Here is a 17926-nt window from a genome sequence, read left to right as displayed (position 1 = left end):
CGACCCCTTCCGCCCCGACCAGCCGGACGGCCTGACCCCATCGTGACGCCGATTGCCTCCGACAACCGGGAATCGAATCCATGAAGCGCTTGTTGAGTGCCCTCCCCTCGGGCCGCCTCGCCCTCGGCGTGTTGGTCGCGGCCGTGCTGTTCTTCGCGCTCGCGCAAGTCGGCCTCGCCCAGGACGAGGCCGCCCCCGCCGCCCCCGCCACCAGCAAGGCGGCGGAGGGGAACAAGATGGTGTTCATCATCACCTCCATCGGGTGGGTGTTCGGCATCGTCCTCCTCGGCTGCTCCGTCTGGCTCGTCGCCATCTGCGTGCTGCTCTTCCTCGACCTGCGGATGCAGAACGCGATCCCGCCGGGGTTCGTGGACGAGTTCACGGACATCGTGAACAAGCGGAAGTTCAAGGAAGCCTACGACATGGCCCGCGGCGACCCGTCGTTCCTCGGCCGCGTCCTGACGGCCGGCATGGCCCGCCTCCAGTACGGCCTGGAGGACGCCCGCGAGGCGGCGTTCAACACGGTCGAGAGCATCAAGGGCGACAAGGACGCGAAGAACAACTACACGGCCGTGATCGCCAGCCTCGGGCCGATGCTCGGGCTGGTCGGCACGGTGTTCGGCATGATCGGGGCGTTCATGGAGCTGGCCGGCGGCGTCTCGAACAACCCGACGAAGCTGGCCGAGAACATCGCCCACGCGCTGTCCGTCACGCTCGTCGGCATCGCGATCTCCGTCCCGGCGATCTCGTTCAACGCGTTCTTCCGGAACCGGATTAACAAGGTGACGATGGACGTGGGCCACATCGCCGACGACCTGCTGACGCAGATGTACCACAACTCGAAGAAGCCCGGCCCGGCCCCGGCCGCGACGACCGCGGCCGCCGCCCCGACGGCGGGCGCGCCGCCCGCTAGGTAGGGTATGGGGGATGGGGTTTAGGGTATGGCAGAACCCCAGGCCCCGCCTTGAAGCTGGTTTTCTTCCGACCACACCCCACACCCGATACCCCATACCCCGCAAATGAGTCACGGCAACCTCGAGAAGTGCGAGCCGAACCTCATCCCGATGCTGGACCTCGTCCTGCAGTTGGTGATGTTCTTCATGCTGTGCGCCAACTTCATCGCCGAGGACGTGAACGCCACGATCAAGCTACCGACGGCGTTGCAGGCGCGGCCGCTGGACAAGACCGAGGACCGGGTCATCTTCCTGAACGTGGACAAGAACGGGTGGGTGCTGCCGACCGGCCGGGGGAACACCGTCCCGCTGCGGAACCGGATCATGGTGGCGAACCACATGAAGAGCATGGCCCAAATCGACGAGGAGTTGAAGAAGCAGGCGGTGGCGAAGGGGAAGAAGGAGCCGAAGCCGGCGCTCGTGATCCTGCGGGCGCACCAGGACTGCAAGTACGGCGAGATCGCCGACGTGCTGCTCGGCTGCCAGGAGGCCGGGTACGACAAGATTCAGTTCCGCGCGATCGTCGGCGCGGCGAAGTAAGGGCAAAGGCCCCGACTTCCGAAGTCCGGCTTCGACTTCGGAAGTCCAACCCCGCGCAGCGGCCAAAGCGAACCCGGCCTCCGTTCCGGCCCCGTTCGACTTCCGAAGTCGAAGCCGACTTCGGAAGTCGGGCGCGGCCCGCGGTGAACTCTACCGTTTCGAGGGTCCGTTCGTCATGCGTCGTCACCGCCACGGGTCCGGGGCCTTCGTCGAGCCGGACTTGCCGATCACGCCGATGCTGGACATGTCGTTCCAGCTGTTGGCGTTCTTCGTGATGACGTTCAACCCGACGCCGACGGAAGGGCACATCGACGTGGCGCTGCCGGCCCAGCAGGGCGGCCCCTCGACGAAGCTGCCGGACCCGTTCACCGAGGACCAGGTCGAAGACCTGACGGTCCGGATCGAGGCGGACGACGCCGGCGACATTTCCGCCATCGCGCTGACCCAGGGCAAGGAGGGGGCGGAGGTCGCGATCCCCGGCAAGAGCAAGGACGCCCGGACGAACCTGTTCAACGAGATGAAGAAGCGGCTGGCCGCGGCGAAGGCCGACCACGCCGCCCGGATGGCGAAGCTCAACGAGAGCAAGCCGTTCACCCCGCCGAAGGTGAAGCTGGAGCTGGCGGACAACCTGAGCTACAAGGTCGTGATCGCGGTCATGGACGAATCGACGCGGGCCGGCTACCCGGCCGTCGCCCCCGTCCTGAAGGACGACAAGAAGTAGCCGCCTGCATAGCCGCCGGCTTGCCGGCGGTGGGCGAGGGGGTCGCAAAACCCCGCCGGCAAGCCGGCGGCTATATGATTCGTGTTCTCGTCCCGAACCTCCGGTTCGGGACGCGACGCCGCAAACCTCTGGTTTGCGGCGGAGCAAGCGGTTGCAGCCGCCCGTGCCCGCGAACCAGAGGTTCGCGGCGGGGCGTCCCGAACGAGACGTTCGGGACGAGAATGAATTTGCGAGCGGGTCTGTTCGGCCGGAACTAATAATACCCGTGAGGCGTCCAACCCCGTAGGTGGCGGCCACATCCCACACGCCGCCTGAAGACTCGAACCCCATGACCCGGACCCCGCTAGCCACGCTCGCCGTTTGCCTGCTGTTCGCCGGCCGGGCGGCCGCGCAGTCGCCGGCCGGCCCGCCGCCGGCCCCGCCCGCCGACCCGGACCCGGCCGCCAAGTACCGGATCGAGAAGGGGCTGGCGATGTTCGCCGGGATCAAGGACGACGCCATCTTCCCGTGGGCCGACACCGGGCCGCGGGACCTCGCGGACGCCCTGACCGACGAGATGGAGGAGCGGGCCTACGACGAAGTCCTCCGCCACGCCCGCCAGTTCTCGACGGCCGAACTGGAGCAGCACGCCCGCCGCGACCTCGCGATCAAGGACCTCTACACCAACGGCCGCGCGTCCTACAAGTTAGACCTGATCTTCGTCGAGGGGTGGCTGAAGTCCCTCCGCAAGGCCGAGCCGACGAAGCTGCTCCGCGAGAGCGGCGTCACCGAACTGTACGAGGCGTGGATCTTCCCCAGCGGCGGCATCGACCCGGTCTGCGTGTTCGTCACGGAACTGCCGCCCGGCCTGACGCCGCAGGCGGAGCTGAAGCAGCCGGTCGATCGGTTCGTGTCGGTCGGCGGGTACTTCTTCAAGCTGCTGCGGTACGAGTCGAACCAGCCGAGCAAGGACAAACTCGGCGAGCACACGACCCGCCGCGCCCCGGTGCTGATGGCCCGGTCGCTGACGGTGAAGGACGAGCCGACCTCGGCCGGGGCGGCGTGGCGGCAGACGTTCCTGCCGCTGGTCGTCGCCGGCGTCGGGGCGGTGGCGTGCGCGATCTTCGGGCTGTCCTGGTACTTCCGCCGCGGCGACGCCCTGGTCCGCCGCGAGATCGACAACAAGCTGACCGAGAACCCGTTCGCCAACGGGTGACGTGCATCTATCGCCGCCGCCTTTATATAGCCGCCGGCTTGCCGGCGGGTGAGGTGGTCGCAAAACCCGCCGGCAAGCCGGCGGCTATATAAGGACGGCCCGCCAACGGGTGACGCCGAATCATCGTTCGTATTCCGACGGCGCTCCCCGCCGTCCGCAGGAGTGAACCCATGAGCGACGCGACCGACACCGCCACGCCGCCGCCGGCCGACCCGAAGGCGACCGGGGCGAACGTCATCCGGCTCGTCCGCGGGGCCGAGGAAACGTCCCAGGAGCGGCTGCTCAAGAAGCAGGTCCCGGCGTGGGTCGTCAGCGGGGCGTTCCACGTCGTCATCCTCGTCGCTCTCATCGTCATCGGGAAGATGCAGCCGGCCCCGGCCCAGGCGAGCGAGGCCATCACCGAGGCCGTCGTGGACAAGGAGGAGGAGGCCGAGAAGGCCGTCGATCTGACGAACACCGACAAGGGCCTCGACTCCGAGCTGGCCAACGCCCTGCCGGTGGACCGGCTGGACGAAACGACCGTCGATGCCGCCGTCAACCTCGACCAGCCGGTCGGCAACGACCTGAGCGACACGACGCCGATGGACGTGCAGTCGCTCATCGGCCAGGGGACCGGGGCCGACCTCGGCGTCCTCGGCACGGACGGGAACGTGATGGCCGGCAACAAGGGGGCCGGCGGCGTCGGCACGACCGGGTTCGCCGGCCGGTCCGGGGCCACGAAGGAAAAGAGCCTCATGGCCGGCGGCGGGAACAAGGACAGCGAGCTGGCCGTCGCCCGCGGGCTGGCGTGGCTCGACAAGAAGCAGAACAAGGCGCAGGGGAACTGGGTGTACGACGGCACGTCCCGCGGCGACACGATCGCCTCGACCGGCATGGGCCTGCTCCCGTTCCTCGCCGCCGGGCAGACGCACCTCAAGCCGAAGGACCCGAAGGCCGGCAAGGACGCGAACAAGTACCAGAAGACGGTCGAGTTGGGCCTCAAGTACCTCGTGTTCAACCAGCTGCCCAGCGGCACGTTCAAGGGGTCGAGCGGGATGTACGCCCACGCCATCGCCACGGTGGCCCTGTGCGAAGCCTACGGGATGACCGGGGACAAGAGCCTGCTCCTCGGCCCGGCCCGGAAGGCGATCGAGTACATCGTGAAGGCGCAGGCCGGCAACGGCAGCTGGGGCTACTCGTCCGGCACGGCCGGGGACACGTCCATCGTCGGGTGGCAGATTCAGGCGCTGAAGTCGGCGCAGATGTGCAAGGAGATCACCGTCCCGGAGGCGACGCTGAAGAAGGCCGGCGAGTTCCTGGACCGGGTGGCGAAGGGGTCGCTGAAGTCGCAGTACGGGTACACGTCCAACGAGACGACGACGCCGGCGCTGTCGGCCGTCGGCCTGTTGTGCCGGTACTACACGGGGTGGGGGCCGAACCACCCCGGCATGGTGGACGGCGTGAAGAAGTACATGGCGACGTGGATGCCGATGCAGAACCGGTGGGACATGTACTACTACTACTACGCCACGCAGGTGACGCACTTCCACGAGGGCGAGGCGTGGCACAAGGACTGGAACCCGCGGATGCGGGACATGCTTGTCAAGATGCAGGTCGCCGACTCGAACAAGGAGCTGGGCGGCAGCTGGGACCCGGACAACGGGATGATCGGCAGCCACTGCGGCCGACTGGGGACGACGTGCCTGGCAATCCTGACGCTCGAGGTCTACTACCGCCACCTGCCGCTGTACAAGCGGGACACCGGCGGCCTGAAGGAACTCGAGCGGGCGAAGTAAGTCATTGATGGGGGAAGGCCCTGCCCGCGGACGTTCGTCCGTGGGCTTTTGTTTTTTTGCCCCTGCCCGCAAGGGTTCGTCAGCCTTTTCATTTCGCCCTTTCCATACCACCCTGACAACCGCCACGACCGCGCCGCGATCGAACTTGAATCCCACTTCGCAACTCATCCCGTCTCGGCCGCCGGGCGTTCATCACCTACAGTTCAGGCGTTGCATTGTGTTGGCACTCGCCGAACGACATCTCGAGCACGGCGGATTTGATGAACACCCGCTCCCCCGCGCCGCGGACCATCCTCCGCGCCGAGCCGTTGGAAGACCGCTCCACCCCGGCCGCGAGTTTCGCCGACCTGACGCCGACGCCCGCGTTCGCCCCGGACCGCGTGCTCGTCAGCGTCGCCGACGGCGCGGCCGCCCCGGCCAAGCCGCCGTTCGCGGAGGCCGTCACGCCGCTGGGCCTCGGCGTCTACCGCGTGGACCTGCTGCCGTTCGCGTCCGTCGCGGACGCCGTCGGGTTCTACACGGCCCAGCCGGACGTGGCCAGCGCCGAGCCGGACCGCGTCCTCGCGCTGAACGCGACGCCGAACGACCCCGCGATTCCCTCGCAGTACGGCCTCTCGATCACCAACACCCCGGCCGCCTGGACCCGCTCGACCGGGACCGGGAGCACGGTCGTCGCCGTCATCGACACGGGCGTCGATTACACCCACCCGGACCTGGCCGCGAACATGTGGCGGAACCCGCGGGAGGTCCCCGGCAACGGCGTGGACGACGACGGCAACGGGTTCGCCGACGACGTGTACGGGTACGACTTCGTTAATAACGACGCCGACCCGATGGACGACGACCGGCACGGCACGCACGTCGCCGGCATCCTCGGCATGGTCGGCGGGAACGGCGTCGGCGGCAGCGGCGTCAACCCGGCCGCCAAGGTCATGGCCCTGAAGTTCATCGCCGGCGGCGGGACCGGGTACACCAGCGACGCCGTCCGGGCGCTGAGCTACGCCATCGCGAACGGGGCGAAGGTGGCGAACGCCAGCTGGGGCGGGGCGACGTTCGATTCGACGCTCGCCAGCGCCATCGGCCGGGCGCGGACGGCCGGCATGGTGTTCGTCGCGTCGGCCGGGAACGACGGCGGGAACAACGACCTCGTCCCGTTCTACCCGGCCAACTACGGCGCGACCGCGGACAACGTCGTCGCCGTCGCCGCGACCGATTCCGCCGACCGGTTCGCGAGCTACTCGAACCAGGGGGCGAAGACGGTCACCCTCGCCGCGCCGGGGACGGGCGTGTACAGCACGCTGCCGAACAACCGGTACGGCACGCTCAGCGGCACGTCGATGGCCGCCCCGTTCGTCAGCGGCGCGATCGCCCTGCTCTGGGACGCGAACCCGGCGCTGACGTACCAGCAGGTCATCGCGAAGCTGAAGGCGTCCGTCGACCCGCTCGCGTCGCTGGCCGGGAAGACGGTCACCGGCGGCCGGCTGAACGTCGCCCGGATGCTGGACGCCGCCGTGCCGCCGGTCGTCCCGCCGCCGGTCTCGCCGCCGCCCGCGACGACGCGGGAGACGGACGGCGCGCGGGTGACGGCCCACGCCTTCGCCGGGACCGCGCCGCAATCTTTCGACCGCGTGCGGGTCACGTTCAACGAGAAGATCAACGCCGGGTCCTTCACCCCGGCGGACGTGCGGCTCGTCGGCCCGGCCGGCCCGTTCGCGGCGGTCAGCGTCACGGCGGTGGCGAACACGAACTCCACGCAGTTCGACATCGCGTTCGCCCCGCAGTCGGCGGTCGGCGCGTACACGGCCACGGTCGGCGTGGACGTGTACGACATCGCCGCGAACCGGATGAACCAGAACGGGAACGCGGTCAACGGCGAGCCGACGGACAGGTTCGTCGGCACGGCGACGCTCGCCGCCCCGGCCCCGGCGGTGGCCCTGCCGGCCGCGATCCCGGACGGCGGCACGCTGGAGGTCCCGCTGGCCGTCACCCGCGACGGCGCGGTCGCGGACGTGAACCTTTACGTGTTCATCGAGCACCAGAACGTCGGCGACCTCGTCGTCCAGCTCCGCTCGCCGTCGGGTAAGACGGTCACGCTCGTGGAGCGCCGCGGCGGGGCCGGCAGCGGGTTCCGCGGCACGACGTTCGACGACGAGGCCCGGACGCTAATCTCGAAGGCGGCGTCGCCGTTCGTCGGGTCGTACCGGCCGGAGGAGGCGCTGTCCGGGTTCGACGGCCTGCCGGCCCGCGGGACGTGGACGCTGATCGTCTCCGACCGCAGCGGCGGCAAGCTCGGCCGCGTGACGGCCGCGAGCATCGACGTGACGACGACCCCCGCGGCCGCCGTGCGGCCGGAGGCGCAGCAACTCCTGGGGATCGACGTGGCGAGCCTGCTCGGTTGGGTCCGGGAGACGGAAGCGAAGAAGTAACGCAGCCCCTCTATTCGTCCACGTCCCACACGACGATGCGGCCGTCCGCGCTGCCGGCGGCGGCGAGCGTGCCGTCCGGCGAGAACGCCACGCTGAGCAGCGCGCCGAGCTTCCAGTTCAGCTTGTGCTTCAGCTTCAGCGTCGCGAGGTCGTACACCTTCACCAGCGTCGGGCCGCCGTGGATGACGGCCAGCGACCGACCGGCCGGGTGGAACGCGAACGATCGGAAGTCGCCGAAGTTGCTGCCGCCGTCGATCTTCCCGAACGCGCCGGGGGACGACAGGTCGCAGACGTACATGTTGCCGTAGCCCACGGTGGCGAGGTAGCGGCCGTCCGGCGAGAGTTGAGGTTGGGACACGCCGGCGATGCGGTAACGAAGTGATTCGACCAACTCCCCGGTGGCGACGAAGCTGTGAATGTCTACTCGTTTCTCTCGGGCCATTACGAACCGATCACCGTCCGGTAGGAACCCCGCGAGGCGGCCGTTCCACGCTTCAAGTTTCCGTTCCCAACGGAGTGAAACCCCTACGGCCCCGTGAAGAGTTTGGTTGCCGTACTCGACGTGGGCGAGGACGGCCCGGTCGCCGTCCGGCGACAAGGCAATCGCGTGGAAAGATAGTAAGTGGGTGTCCAGTCGGACCGCGCCGGTCTCAACGTTGAAGTTGACGAGTCGTCCGTTGACGGCGGCCCACGCCTCCGCGCCGTCCGGCGTGACGGCCAGTTCTTCCGGCAACTTCCAACTGCCGTCGGCCAGCGGGACGCGCACCCGCGTGCCGGCCGGCAGCGTCCACACGTCGATGAACGCCGGCTCGCGGGGCGGTTCGTGGCGGCCGTTCGGGTAGCCGCTGCCGGCTAGCAGGCAGCCGTCGGGCGCGAACCGCAAAACCCTGACCGGGCAGCCGGCGTCGAGGATGAGCATGATCGAAATATAGCGGCGTGGCTCTGCCCGCCGCTATATGTCCCAGACGACGATCCGCCCGGCGTCGGTCCCGGCCGCGGCGAGCGTGCCGTCGGCGGAGAACGCGAGACTGACCAGGTTGCCGACGTTCCACGTCAGCGTCCGGACCACCTTGCGGGTGCGGAGGTCGAACACCTTCACCGCCTGCCCGACCGTCACCGCGAGCCGGTCGGCGGCCGGGGGGAACGCGACGGCCGCAATGGCGGGCCGGCGGGGCTTGTTCGTCAACACGACCGGCGGGGCCGTCACGTCGGCCGGGTCGAACACGGCCACGCCGTCGTCCTGGAAGGCCGCCATCCGCCGCCGGTCCCCGCTGGCGGCCGCCCGCGCGTACCACCCGGCCCGCCGGACGAGGTCCTCGTGCGGGTGCTGCTCGCCGACGGCGGCCCCGGTGCGGAGGTCGCGGGTCACGGCCCGGGCGTAGTCGTGGACGGTCCCCGGCCGCTCGAACGACAGGAACCGGTCCCCGTCGGCCAGGACGCGGACGGCGTCCACGTACCGCCCCTCGTCCACCGTCCAGGCGTTCACCGTCGGGTCGGCGAGGGACCGGCCGATGATTCGGCTGCGGGCCGGCCACCCGGATTGCGACTGCACGAACACCGCGAACCCGCCGTCGGGCGACAGTTCGGCGACGACGAACGGGTGCAGCGGGGCGTCGAACGGGACCGGCGTGCCGCGGCCGGTCGCCTCGTCGTGGAGGACCACGTTCGCGCCGTCGAGGAGCATCCGCCCGCCGCCCCGCGAGAACCCCACGCGCCGCGACCCGCGATCCCAGTACTGCTCGCGTTCCGGGTACGGCAGCACGACCGGCGGCCCGCCCGCGCCGGGGTTCGGCCAGGCGTACACGCCGGCCGAGAACGGGGCGTACAGCCCGCCGGCCGGCGAGAACGCGAGATGCCAAACCGGCTCCCAGGCGGCGACGAGGGTTTGCACGATGGTCCTCCGTCAGATAGCGGTGGGCTTGCCCACCGTGCGGGTTCGAGGCTTTGCGAGAACCCGCACCACCTGCCTCCGTCGGGGAACTGCCTCCGATGGGCGGAACGTCCCCGCGGGAGGAGCGCCTTCCCGCCCGCGGGAACCTCGCCGCGCGGGGGGGAACGTCCCGGACGCGGGAAGGTCCTCGCGGGTTCTCGAAGACTCGAACCCACACGGTGGGCAAGCCCACCGCTATATGTCAATGTCCCAAATGACGACCTTGCCCGCGTCGCTACCGGCTGCGGCGAGCGTGCCGTCGGGCGAGAACGCGATGCTCCGCATCTTGCCGATGTCCCAAATGAACGTCTTCGCGAGTTGCCAACTCGCGGTGTCGTAGAGTTTCACGGTCGCGTCGTTGTTCGTGGCCGCGAGGTAACGGCCGGACGGGTGAAAGGCGAGGGCGGTGAAGTGCAGGCGGCCGTCGTTGCGAATCTCGGCCAGCCGAGGGAACCCTTCGTCCGCCTTCCAAGCCCATATCTTCGTGCGACTCGAGGCGGCGAACAGGCGGCCGTCAGGCGTCGTCGCAAGGACGCCGCGATCCCGACACGCATAGTCGAGTCGGGCCAGTTCTTCGCCCGTCTTTTGGGACCGCACCAGTAGGCGGTAACTCCCGATGTAGCCGTCCCCCTCCGGTACGTATTCCAGCGAGAGGATTTGTCGCCCGCCGAGGATTTCGAGCACGTTGCTGACCCATCCGCGCGAAGGCAGAGGGCTTCGCCAGATGTCCTGAAGTTGTCCGCGAACGTCTATGCGTGCTTGAACTAAACCGGGCTGAGCGGGCGAGGCTCGTTCCGTGGACCAAACTTTGTCTCGGGGGCCTGCGCCGGCGAGAAGAAAACTACTAGGCGGTCGGATGATCGCCAAGACGTTGTCTAGCGGGCGAAGGAAGTAGGTTCCGAACCCCCGCGTGCCGACAACAAGCATGCGGCTCGGGTGGTCGATCCAGAGCAAGTTGTAGACCGCGGCAGGGACCGGTGGCGGCGGATCGGCCCGCGACTGCGTTGCCAGATTCCAGAGTTGAACGCCGGCCTTCTCGCTCGTCCCGCCGGTGGCGAGCGTGGACCCGTCGGGCGAGAACGCCAGCGCGTCCACGGACTGCTTGAGGTGGGAAAGGACGAGCATCCGCGGCCCTCACTTGAACGTGTGTTCCGGCCCGGGGAAGCTGCCGTCGCGGACGGCCTGGCAGTACGCGGCCACGGCCGTCGTCGTCGCGGCCCCCAACTCCGCAAACGCCTTCGCGAACTTCGGCCGGAAGTCCGGGAACAGGCCGAGCAGGTCGTGGAACACCAGCACCTGCCCGTCGCACCCGGCCCCCGCGCCGATGCCGATCGTCGGGATGCCCACCGCCTTCGTCACCTCGTCCGCGATGGCCGGCGGCACGCTCTCGATGACGAGCGCGAACGCCCCGGCCTGCTCGACTGCCCGCGCATCGGCCAAGATGCGGGGGGCGTCCCGCTGGACCTTGAACCCGCCGAGCCGCTGGTACGACTGCGGCGTCAGCCCGACGTGGCCGACAACAGGAATGTCCGCCGCCACGCACGCGGCGATGTGGTCCGCCACCCGCTCGCCGCCCTCCAGCTTCACCGCGGCCGCGCCGAGCTTCAGGAACTTCCCGGCGCTCCGCACCGCCCGCCGCGGCGAGTCCTGGTAGCTCAGGAACGGCAGGTCGCCGATGACGAGCGCCCGCTTCGCCCCGCGGAGGACGCACTTCGTGTGGTAGAGCATTTCGGCCAGCGTGACCGGCAGCGGGTGCGGGTGGCCCTGCACGACCATGCCGACGGAGTCGCCGACGAGGATGGCGTCCACGCCGGCGAGGTCGAGCAACCGGGCGGCCGTGTAGTCGTAGCCGGTGACGACGGCGAGCTTGCGGACGCCCTTCGCCGCGCGGAACTCGGGCACGGTGACGGGCCTCGCGGCCGGGGGGTTGGAAGACATCGGGTTGGCCTCGAAATAGTAGTAGGCACACTCCGTGTGCCGTCTTCACGGGGTCGAGTCTTCGAGAACCCGCGGGAGCGGTTGCACCGAGGAAGCCGACGGCACACGGAGTGTACCTACTACTTTGTGCCGACATTCTACCGGCCCGGTTGCGGCGAGCAGCGGCCCGGCGGTTAAGATGGGGAAGAGAGGGCGTATCATGCAAGCCATCGCGGACCAGGGAATCGTGCTGTACGACGGCGATTGCGGCTTCTGCCAGCGGTCGGTCCGCATCCTGAAGGCGCTCGACTGGTTCAAGCGGCTGCACTTCCAGAGCGCCCGCGACGTGGACAACCTGCCGGACGCGGCGGTCGAACTCGACCCGCAGAAGCTGCTGGACGAGATGCACGTCGTCCCGCCGGGCCGGGATCGGGCGTTCGCCGGGTTCTCGGCGTTCCGCTGGATCGCGTGGCGGCTGCCGGCGACGATGTTCGTCGCGCCGCTGCTTTACGTCCCCGGCGTGCTGTGGCTGGGCAACCGCGTCTACCGGTGGGTGGCGCGGAACCGGTTCAAGCTCGTCCCGTGCGCGAACGGGGCGTGCCAGGTTCAACTCAAGAAAACGGGCTGACGGCGAGCCGAGCGGCGTAAGCCGCCGGGTAACGCGCCCTCACCCGGCGGCTTACGCCGCTCGGCTCGCCACATTGTCGTCCACAATCCCCCCGCTTCCCCCTCTTCCGCAGCCCCCGAACATTCCCCTCAACTCCGCCGTCCGCTGCGGCCGATACATTCGACAGACACGGATGTCTCTCGGCGCACGGACGCGCCGGGGCCAGCACGGAGGCAGGCCATGAACCGGCGGGTGTGGGTCGGGTCGCTCGCGACCACCGCGGCTTGGGTCGGATTCGCCACGGCTCAAGCGCCGCCCGCGAACCCGCCCGCCGGTTCATCTTCCAACACGGCCGTGGACGGCCCGGTGTACGTCATGAAGACGGCCGGGCAGCCGGAGCGCCGCGTCCAGGTGGTGAAGAGCGAGAAGCTGCCGGACGGCACGTACCTGACGGACGTGAAGGACCTCGCGTCCGGCGTCGTGTACACGCTGACGAACCCGAACGTCCTCGGCACGACGACGACACCGCCGCCCGCGCCGAAACCGACGGCCGTGGCCGCGACGACGGGGTACGTCCCGCCACCGCCGCCGACGACGGCCCCCCTTCCCCGCGGCACGCCGCGGCCGCTGTTCGGCTCGTTCCCGAACCAGCAACAGTACGCGACGAACAAGACGAAGGCCGGCGAGCGGCTCGTGCCGGCGGAGCAAGTGCCGGCCGGGGCGCTGCCGCAGGCCCGCGACCGGAAGGCCGACCCGCTGTTGGCCGGGGCCGCGACGACGCCGGCGGCCATGACCGCGCGAACGCCGTACCCGGCGGGGACGACGGTGGCCGCGGATTCGCCGTCCGTGCTGAGCAACGTCTTCGGCCAGAAGAGTAAAGACCTGCCCGCGCCGCGGGTGGGCGTGCGGCCGCCGCCGGTCGCGGTTCTACCGGAGCCGCCGCGGCAAGCGGCCGTTCCCGCCCCCGAGCCGCAGCCCACGATCAAGGTGGCGCAGGTGAGTCCGGTCGTGATGCCGTCGGTCGCGGCGGCGACGATCCCGCCGATCCCGAAGGCCGAGGTTTCCCCGGTTGCGGAAGGGCTGTCGATCCCGAGCATCGCCGCGGACGCGAGGCCGAGCGCCGCGACCGGCATCTTCGACAGCCAGCCGGCCGCGGCGGTGGAGAAGCCGACCGTCGCGATCCCGCCGATCCCCACGACGCCGATCCCGCCGATCGACGCGCCGCCGGTCGTGACGGCCCCGCCCGCCGTGGAACCGCCGCCCCTGCCGACGGTGTTGCCGATGCCGGCGGTCGAACCGCCGCCGCTGCCGCTGCCGAGCGTGTCGCTGCCGCCCGCCCCGACGGGCGTGCCGAGCGGGGCCGTGCCGGTCGTGGCGCGGGCCGTCGAGGCGGCGCTGCCGGTGGACGTGCAGGTGATGATCGACCAGTTGAAGGGGCACAAGCGGCCGTCGTTCCGCATGGAGAACGCGACCGCGCTGGCGGAGTCGGCCTACGCGAAGCACCCGGACGTGCTGGCGGCGCTGCTACACGGGGCGATGAACGACACGACCGGCGTGGTCCGCGGGCACTGCATCGGCCAGCTCGCGACGCTGCGGTACGGCGACGCGGCGTTCGTGCAGGCGCTGGACACCTGGACGGCCGACGCGGAGCCGGCCGTCCGCCGGGCCGCGGCGGCGGCGAAAAAGACGCTGCGATAGTAGTAGGCACACTCCGTGTGCCGTCTCGTTCATGCGCCCGGAGAGTTCGTCCGAGTCGCTGCGACCCAAAGCAGACGGCACACGGAGTGTGCCTACTATTATTGAAGCAGCTCCACCGGATGGACGGCGGGCCGCCCGGTGAGGTCGCGGATCTGGTGGCGGCACGACGTTCCCGTCGCGATCACCGTCGCGTAGGGGTCGGCCGCCAACGCCGGCAGGAGCTGCAAGCCGGCGATCTTCACGCTCACGTCGTAGTGCTCCTGCTCGTACCCGAACGCCCCGGCCATGCCGCAGCACCCGGCGTCGAGCGTCGTCACGTCCAGCCCCGGCACGAGCTTCAGCGCCGCCTGCGTCCCGCCGACGCCGACCAGCGCCTTCTGGTGGCAGTGCCCGTGGAACAGCGCCTTGCCCGCGCCCGGCGACACCTTCAACTCGCACTTGCCTTCTGCGGCCTGACCCGCCAGCCACGCCTCGACGAGAAACGCCGATTCCGCCACCCGCTTCGCGTCCGGCCCCGGCACCAGTTCCGGCCACTCGTCGGCGAGCGTCAGGACGCAACTCGGCTCCAGCCCGAGGATCGGCGTCCCGTCCGCGACGGCGGCGGCCAGCTTCGCGACGCCGCTCTCGGCGAGCGCCTTCGCGGCCGTGAGGAACCCCTTCGAGATCATTGCCCGGCCGCAGCAGACGTTCGCCAGCTCGACCGCGTACCCGGCGCGTTCGAGTACCTCCACTGCCGCGCGGCCGATGTGCGGCTCCTGGAACGTGGTGAAGCAATCGTCCAACAGGATAACCTTCCGGGTATTGGGTACTCGGTACTCGGTACTCGGTACTCCGTACTGGGTTCTCGGTACTGCGTACTCGGTACTCGGTACTCGGCGGGCGAACCAGCGGCGGAGGTGGTTGCGGTGGAACTCCGGCAGGCTGCGGCGGCGATCAAACCCCGTGGCCCACTGCATCGCCCGGCGGAGGACGCCGCGGCGGCCGAGCCAGTTGAGCGGCCCCGCGACCCGCGCCGCGAGCGGCGACAGCCAGTCGATGTTCTTCAGCATGAGGTGGCCGACCGGCCGCGGCCGCCGGCGGTAGTACGCGTGCTGCCACTCGGCCTTCAACTTCGCGAGATCGACATTGCTCGGGCACTCGGCCTTGCACGCCTTGCACGACAGGCAGAGGTCCATCACGTCGGCGATCCAACGCGACGCGAGCGCGTCCGGGGTATGGGGTATGGGGTGTGGGGTATGGTCGGAAGAAGTCACCGCCGGCTTCTTCTCTGCCATACCCGATACCCCATTCCCCATACCCTGGCCCGTGAGGGCCAACCGCAGCGCGTTCGCCCGCCCCCGCGTCGTGTCCTTCTCGTCCATCGTGGCGCGGTAGCTCGGGCACATCCCGCCGCCCTGCGTCTTCCGACACACGCCCGCGCCGTTGCACAGCTCGATGCTCCGGAAGAACCCGCCCTGCGCACCGTAGTCGAATACCGTCTTCGGGTCGCCGATCACGTGGCCCGGCTCGAACCGGAGGTTCTCCTCCATCGCCGGGCCGTCCACGACCTTGCCGGGGTTCAGCACGTTCGCCGGGTCGAAGGCGCGTTTGATTTCGCGGAAGCCGTCGTAGATCGCGTCGCCGAACATCTTGCGGTTCCACTCGGACCGCACGAGGCCGTCGCCGTGCTCGCCGCTCAGGCACCCGCCGAACTCCAGCACGAGGTCGGTCACGTCCGTCATGATCGCCCGCATCCGCGTCACGTCGTCCGGGTCGTGCAGGTTCAGCACCGGGCGGATGTGCAAGCACCCGACGCTCGCGTGGCCGTAGAACGTGCCGTCCGTGCCGTGCTTGTGGAAGATCTCGCGGAACCGACTCGCGAACTCCGGCAGCTTCTCCGGCGACACGGCCGTGTCCTCGCAGAACGTGACCGGCTTGCCGTCGCCGGGCATCCCGTACAGGAGCGGCACGGCCGCCGACCGCAGGTTCCACAGCGGGTCGCGGAGGTGCGGGTCGGTCGCGGTCACGGCCGCCGTCAACCCCCGCGCGCCGCGGAGCTTCGCGGACAGCCTCTCGACGAGATCGTTCACCTCGCCGGGCGTGTCGCCGATGAACTCGACCATGAGCACGGCCGCCGGCGTGCCGCGGATCGCGCCCATCGCGTGCTTCAGCGCCCGCTGCTCCCGCGCGAGCTTCAGCAGCAGCTCGTCCATCAGCTCGACGGCCGTGGGCTGGAACTCCAGGCAAACCGCGAGTGCGTCGAGCGCCGCCCGCAGCGAGTCGAACTGCGGCACGAGCAGCCCGCGGTGCTTCGGCCGCGGCACGAGCGCCAGCTCCGCGGCCGTCACGACGGCGAGCGTCCCCTCGCTGCCGACGACGAGGGGGACGAGGCTTCGGGTATGTCGGGTATCGGGTATCGGGTTTCGCAAACCCCCGGCGTCTTCTTCTGCGATACCCGAGACCCGAGACCCGAGACCCGAAAGCACGTCCGGCAAGTTGTACCCGCTGACGCGCCGCACGATGTTGGGAAAGCGGCGCGAGATTTCTTCCGCGTTGGAAGTGACCACCCGTTCGACGGTCCGGTAAATGTCCCCCTCGCGGTCCCGGCGTTCGAGCTTCTGCTGCTTCTCCGTCGGCGTGAGCGCCCCGAACGTCGTCCGCGTGCCGTCGGAGAGGATAGCGGTCAAACTACGGACGTGGTCGATCGTCTTGCCGTACCGGATCGACCGCGACCCGGCCGAGTTGTTGCCGATCATGCCGCCGATGGTCGCCCGGCTGGCCGTCGCCACGTCCGGGCCGAACAGCAGGTCGTGCTTGGCGAGTTCGCGGTTCAGCTGGTCGAGCACGACGCCCGGCTGGACGCGGACGGTGCGGTTCGCGACATCGACCTCGCCGACGCGGTTGAGGTACTTCGAGCAGTCGAGGACGATGCCGGGGCCGATCGACTGCCCGGACAGCGACGTGCCGCCGCCGCGGGCGGTGATCGGCACGCCCAGGTCGGCCGCGATCTGCACGGCGACTTGCAGGTCTTCCTCGGTCTTGGGGACGACGACGCCGAGCGGCGGAATCTGGTAGTGGCTGGCGTCCGTGGCGTAGAGCTTGCGGGACGTGTCGTCGAACCGGACCTCGCCGGAAACGTGCCGGGCCAGGTAGCGAACCAGCGAGTCGTGCTTCACCGCCGCGAAGTTGGTCATCCGGTCATTTTACCGCTGACGGTCGGGGCAACAGAGGTCGGAGGTCAGAAGTCAGAAGTCAGAAGTCAGAGATCAGCAAAGACAAATTCCGCCACGTCTGACCTCTGACCTCTGACCTCTGATTTTTCCTCCCGAAGGGTTGAACTTTCGCCCGCGGGTGCGAACATAGTCCCCACGGACGGCCGGTACGGCCCGCGGAGGCGGGTCGGGCGGCGGGGGCCGCCTTCGCGTGCCGCCGATCCGGGACGGATTCCCACTGCAGGAGAAGCAGCATGTTCGCACGTCGTCTGTTGATCGCCGGGGCGTTCGCCCTCACCGGCCTCTCGGCCTCGGCCGAAACCCCGACCACCCCGACCACCACGCCCGCCCCGGTCGTCATGACCCCGGCCGCGCTGCCGACGGCCGTGGTCACGCAATCGACCCCGGTGACGGAAACGACCCGCCGCCGCGGGCTGTTCGGCCGCCGCACCCGCGCGACGGTGACGCCGGCCAGCTACACCGCGCCGGTCACGATGACCGCGCCGGTGATGATGTCGCAAAGCCCGATCCCGACGCCGATGCCGATGCCGAGCGGGACCACGACGACCACGACGAAGCCGACGACCACCGGCGACGTGGTCACGACGGCCCCGACGCCGATGACCGTCACGCCGACGGTGATGGCTTACGAGCCGACGACGACCACCACGAGCAGCCGGATGCGGACCCGCACCGGGCTGCTGAGCCGCATCTTCCGCCGGTAAGGAAGTAATTGAAGTCGCAACCGCGGGCGTCGGGGGAACCCGACGCCCGTGTGTGTTGACACTCCCGGTGACCCGTTATCTGCCCCGGACAGGGCGTCTGGTTTTCGGCCCCGGATGGGGCCGCGGGCTGTAGCCACGGGTGAAACCCGTGGAAACCGTCCCAATGCACCCGCCCCGGAGGGGCGGCGGAAGAAACGCCCCACGTCCCGCTGCCCCTCCGGGGCAGAAATCCCTGCGCGTCCCTTCCA

14 protein-coding genes are annotated in these 17926 nt (G+C 69.6%); 9 read left to right on the top strand and 5 right to left on the bottom strand.

What is annotated here, in order from left to right; all coding sequences use genetic code 11:
* Positions 1-80: 80 nt before the first annotated feature.
* From AC5JJ2_RS11945 to AC5JJ2_RS11920, 6 genes are all read left to right on the top strand, one after another.
* Positions 81-917, top strand: coding sequence for a MotA/TolQ/ExbB proton channel family protein (locus AC5JJ2_RS11945; RefSeq protein WP_495858213.1), 837 nt, complete (start codon positions 81-83; stop codon positions 915-917).
* A gap of 102 nt (positions 918-1019) precedes the next feature.
* The gene (locus AC5JJ2_RS11940; protein ID WP_495858212.1) at positions 1020-1493 is read left to right on the top strand and encodes an ExbD/TolR family protein; all 474 of its coding nucleotides are present in this window, start codon (positions 1020-1022) and stop codon (positions 1491-1493) included.
* 175 nt (positions 1494-1668) lie between these two features.
* Positions 1669-2214, top strand: coding sequence for an ExbD/TolR family protein (locus AC5JJ2_RS11935; protein ID WP_495858211.1), 546 nt, complete (start codon positions 1669-1671; stop codon positions 2212-2214).
* Positions 2215-2542: 328 nt separating this feature from the next.
* Positions 2543-3409, top strand: a complete 867-nt coding sequence (locus tag AC5JJ2_RS11930) for a hypothetical protein (RefSeq protein WP_495858210.1) — start codon at positions 2543-2545, stop codon at positions 3407-3409.
* 170 nt (positions 3410-3579) lie between these two features.
* A complete protein-coding gene (locus AC5JJ2_RS11925; RefSeq protein WP_495858209.1) occupies positions 3580-5184 on the top strand; it encodes a prenyltransferase/squalene oxidase repeat-containing protein in 1605 nt (534 codons plus the stop codon).
* A 260-nt stretch (positions 5185-5444) separates the two neighbouring features.
* The gene (locus tag AC5JJ2_RS11920) at positions 5445-7610 is read left to right on the top strand and encodes a S8 family serine peptidase (protein WP_495858208.1); all 2166 of its coding nucleotides are present in this window, start codon (positions 5445-5447) and stop codon (positions 7608-7610) included.
* Positions 7611-7620: 10 nt separating this feature from the next.
* On the opposite strand, the gene AC5JJ2_RS11915 is transcribed toward AC5JJ2_RS11920, so the two are convergent.
* The 4 genes from AC5JJ2_RS11915 to panB form a co-directional block, all read right to left on the bottom strand.
* Complete coding sequence (locus AC5JJ2_RS11915; RefSeq protein ID WP_495858207.1) at positions 7621-8529, bottom strand: WD40 repeat domain-containing protein; 909 nt, start codon at positions 8527-8529, stop codon at positions 7621-7623.
* A gap of 33 nt (positions 8530-8562) precedes the next feature.
* Positions 8563-9501, bottom strand: coding sequence for a WD40 repeat domain-containing protein (locus tag AC5JJ2_RS11910; protein ID WP_495858206.1), 939 nt, complete (start codon positions 9499-9501; stop codon positions 8563-8565).
* A gap of 234 nt (positions 9502-9735) precedes the next feature.
* Positions 9736-10665, bottom strand: coding sequence for a WD40 repeat domain-containing protein (locus AC5JJ2_RS11905; protein ID WP_495858205.1), 930 nt, complete (start codon positions 10663-10665; stop codon positions 9736-9738).
* A gap of 9 nt (positions 10666-10674) precedes the next feature.
* Positions 10675-11478, bottom strand: coding sequence for a 3-methyl-2-oxobutanoate hydroxymethyltransferase (gene panB / locus AC5JJ2_RS11900; protein ID WP_495858204.1), 804 nt, complete (start codon positions 11476-11478; stop codon positions 10675-10677).
* Positions 11479-11677: 199 nt separating this feature from the next.
* On the opposite strand from panB, the gene AC5JJ2_RS11895 reads away from it, so the two are divergent.
* Both AC5JJ2_RS11895 and AC5JJ2_RS11890 read left to right on the top strand, forming a co-directional pair.
* Positions 11678-12085, top strand: coding sequence for a thiol-disulfide oxidoreductase DCC family protein (locus AC5JJ2_RS11895; RefSeq protein WP_495858203.1), 408 nt, complete (start codon positions 11678-11680; stop codon positions 12083-12085).
* Between the two features lie 219 nt (positions 12086-12304).
* A complete protein-coding gene (locus tag AC5JJ2_RS11890) occupies positions 12305-13762 on the top strand; it encodes a hypothetical protein (protein ID WP_495858202.1) in 1458 nt (485 codons plus the stop codon).
* A gap of 98 nt (positions 13763-13860) precedes the next feature.
* On the opposite strand, the gene AC5JJ2_RS11885 is transcribed toward AC5JJ2_RS11890, so the two are convergent.
* Positions 13861-16935 (bottom strand): FAD-binding and (Fe-S)-binding domain-containing protein, encoded by a 3075-nt coding sequence (locus AC5JJ2_RS11885; protein WP_495858201.1) that lies wholly within the window; start codon positions 16933-16935, stop codon positions 13861-13863.
* A 272-nt stretch (positions 16936-17207) separates the two neighbouring features.
* Between AC5JJ2_RS11885 and AC5JJ2_RS11880 the strand changes: the two genes are divergently transcribed.
* Entirely contained in the window at positions 17208-17678 is a 471-nt protein-coding gene (locus AC5JJ2_RS11880; protein WP_495858200.1) for a hypothetical protein, read from the top strand.
* The last annotated feature ends 248 nt before the right edge of the window (positions 17679-17926 follow it).

It is taken from the genome of Limnoglobus sp. (assembly GCF_059499385.1).
This window is presented reverse-complemented; position numbering and strand designations above follow the sequence as displayed.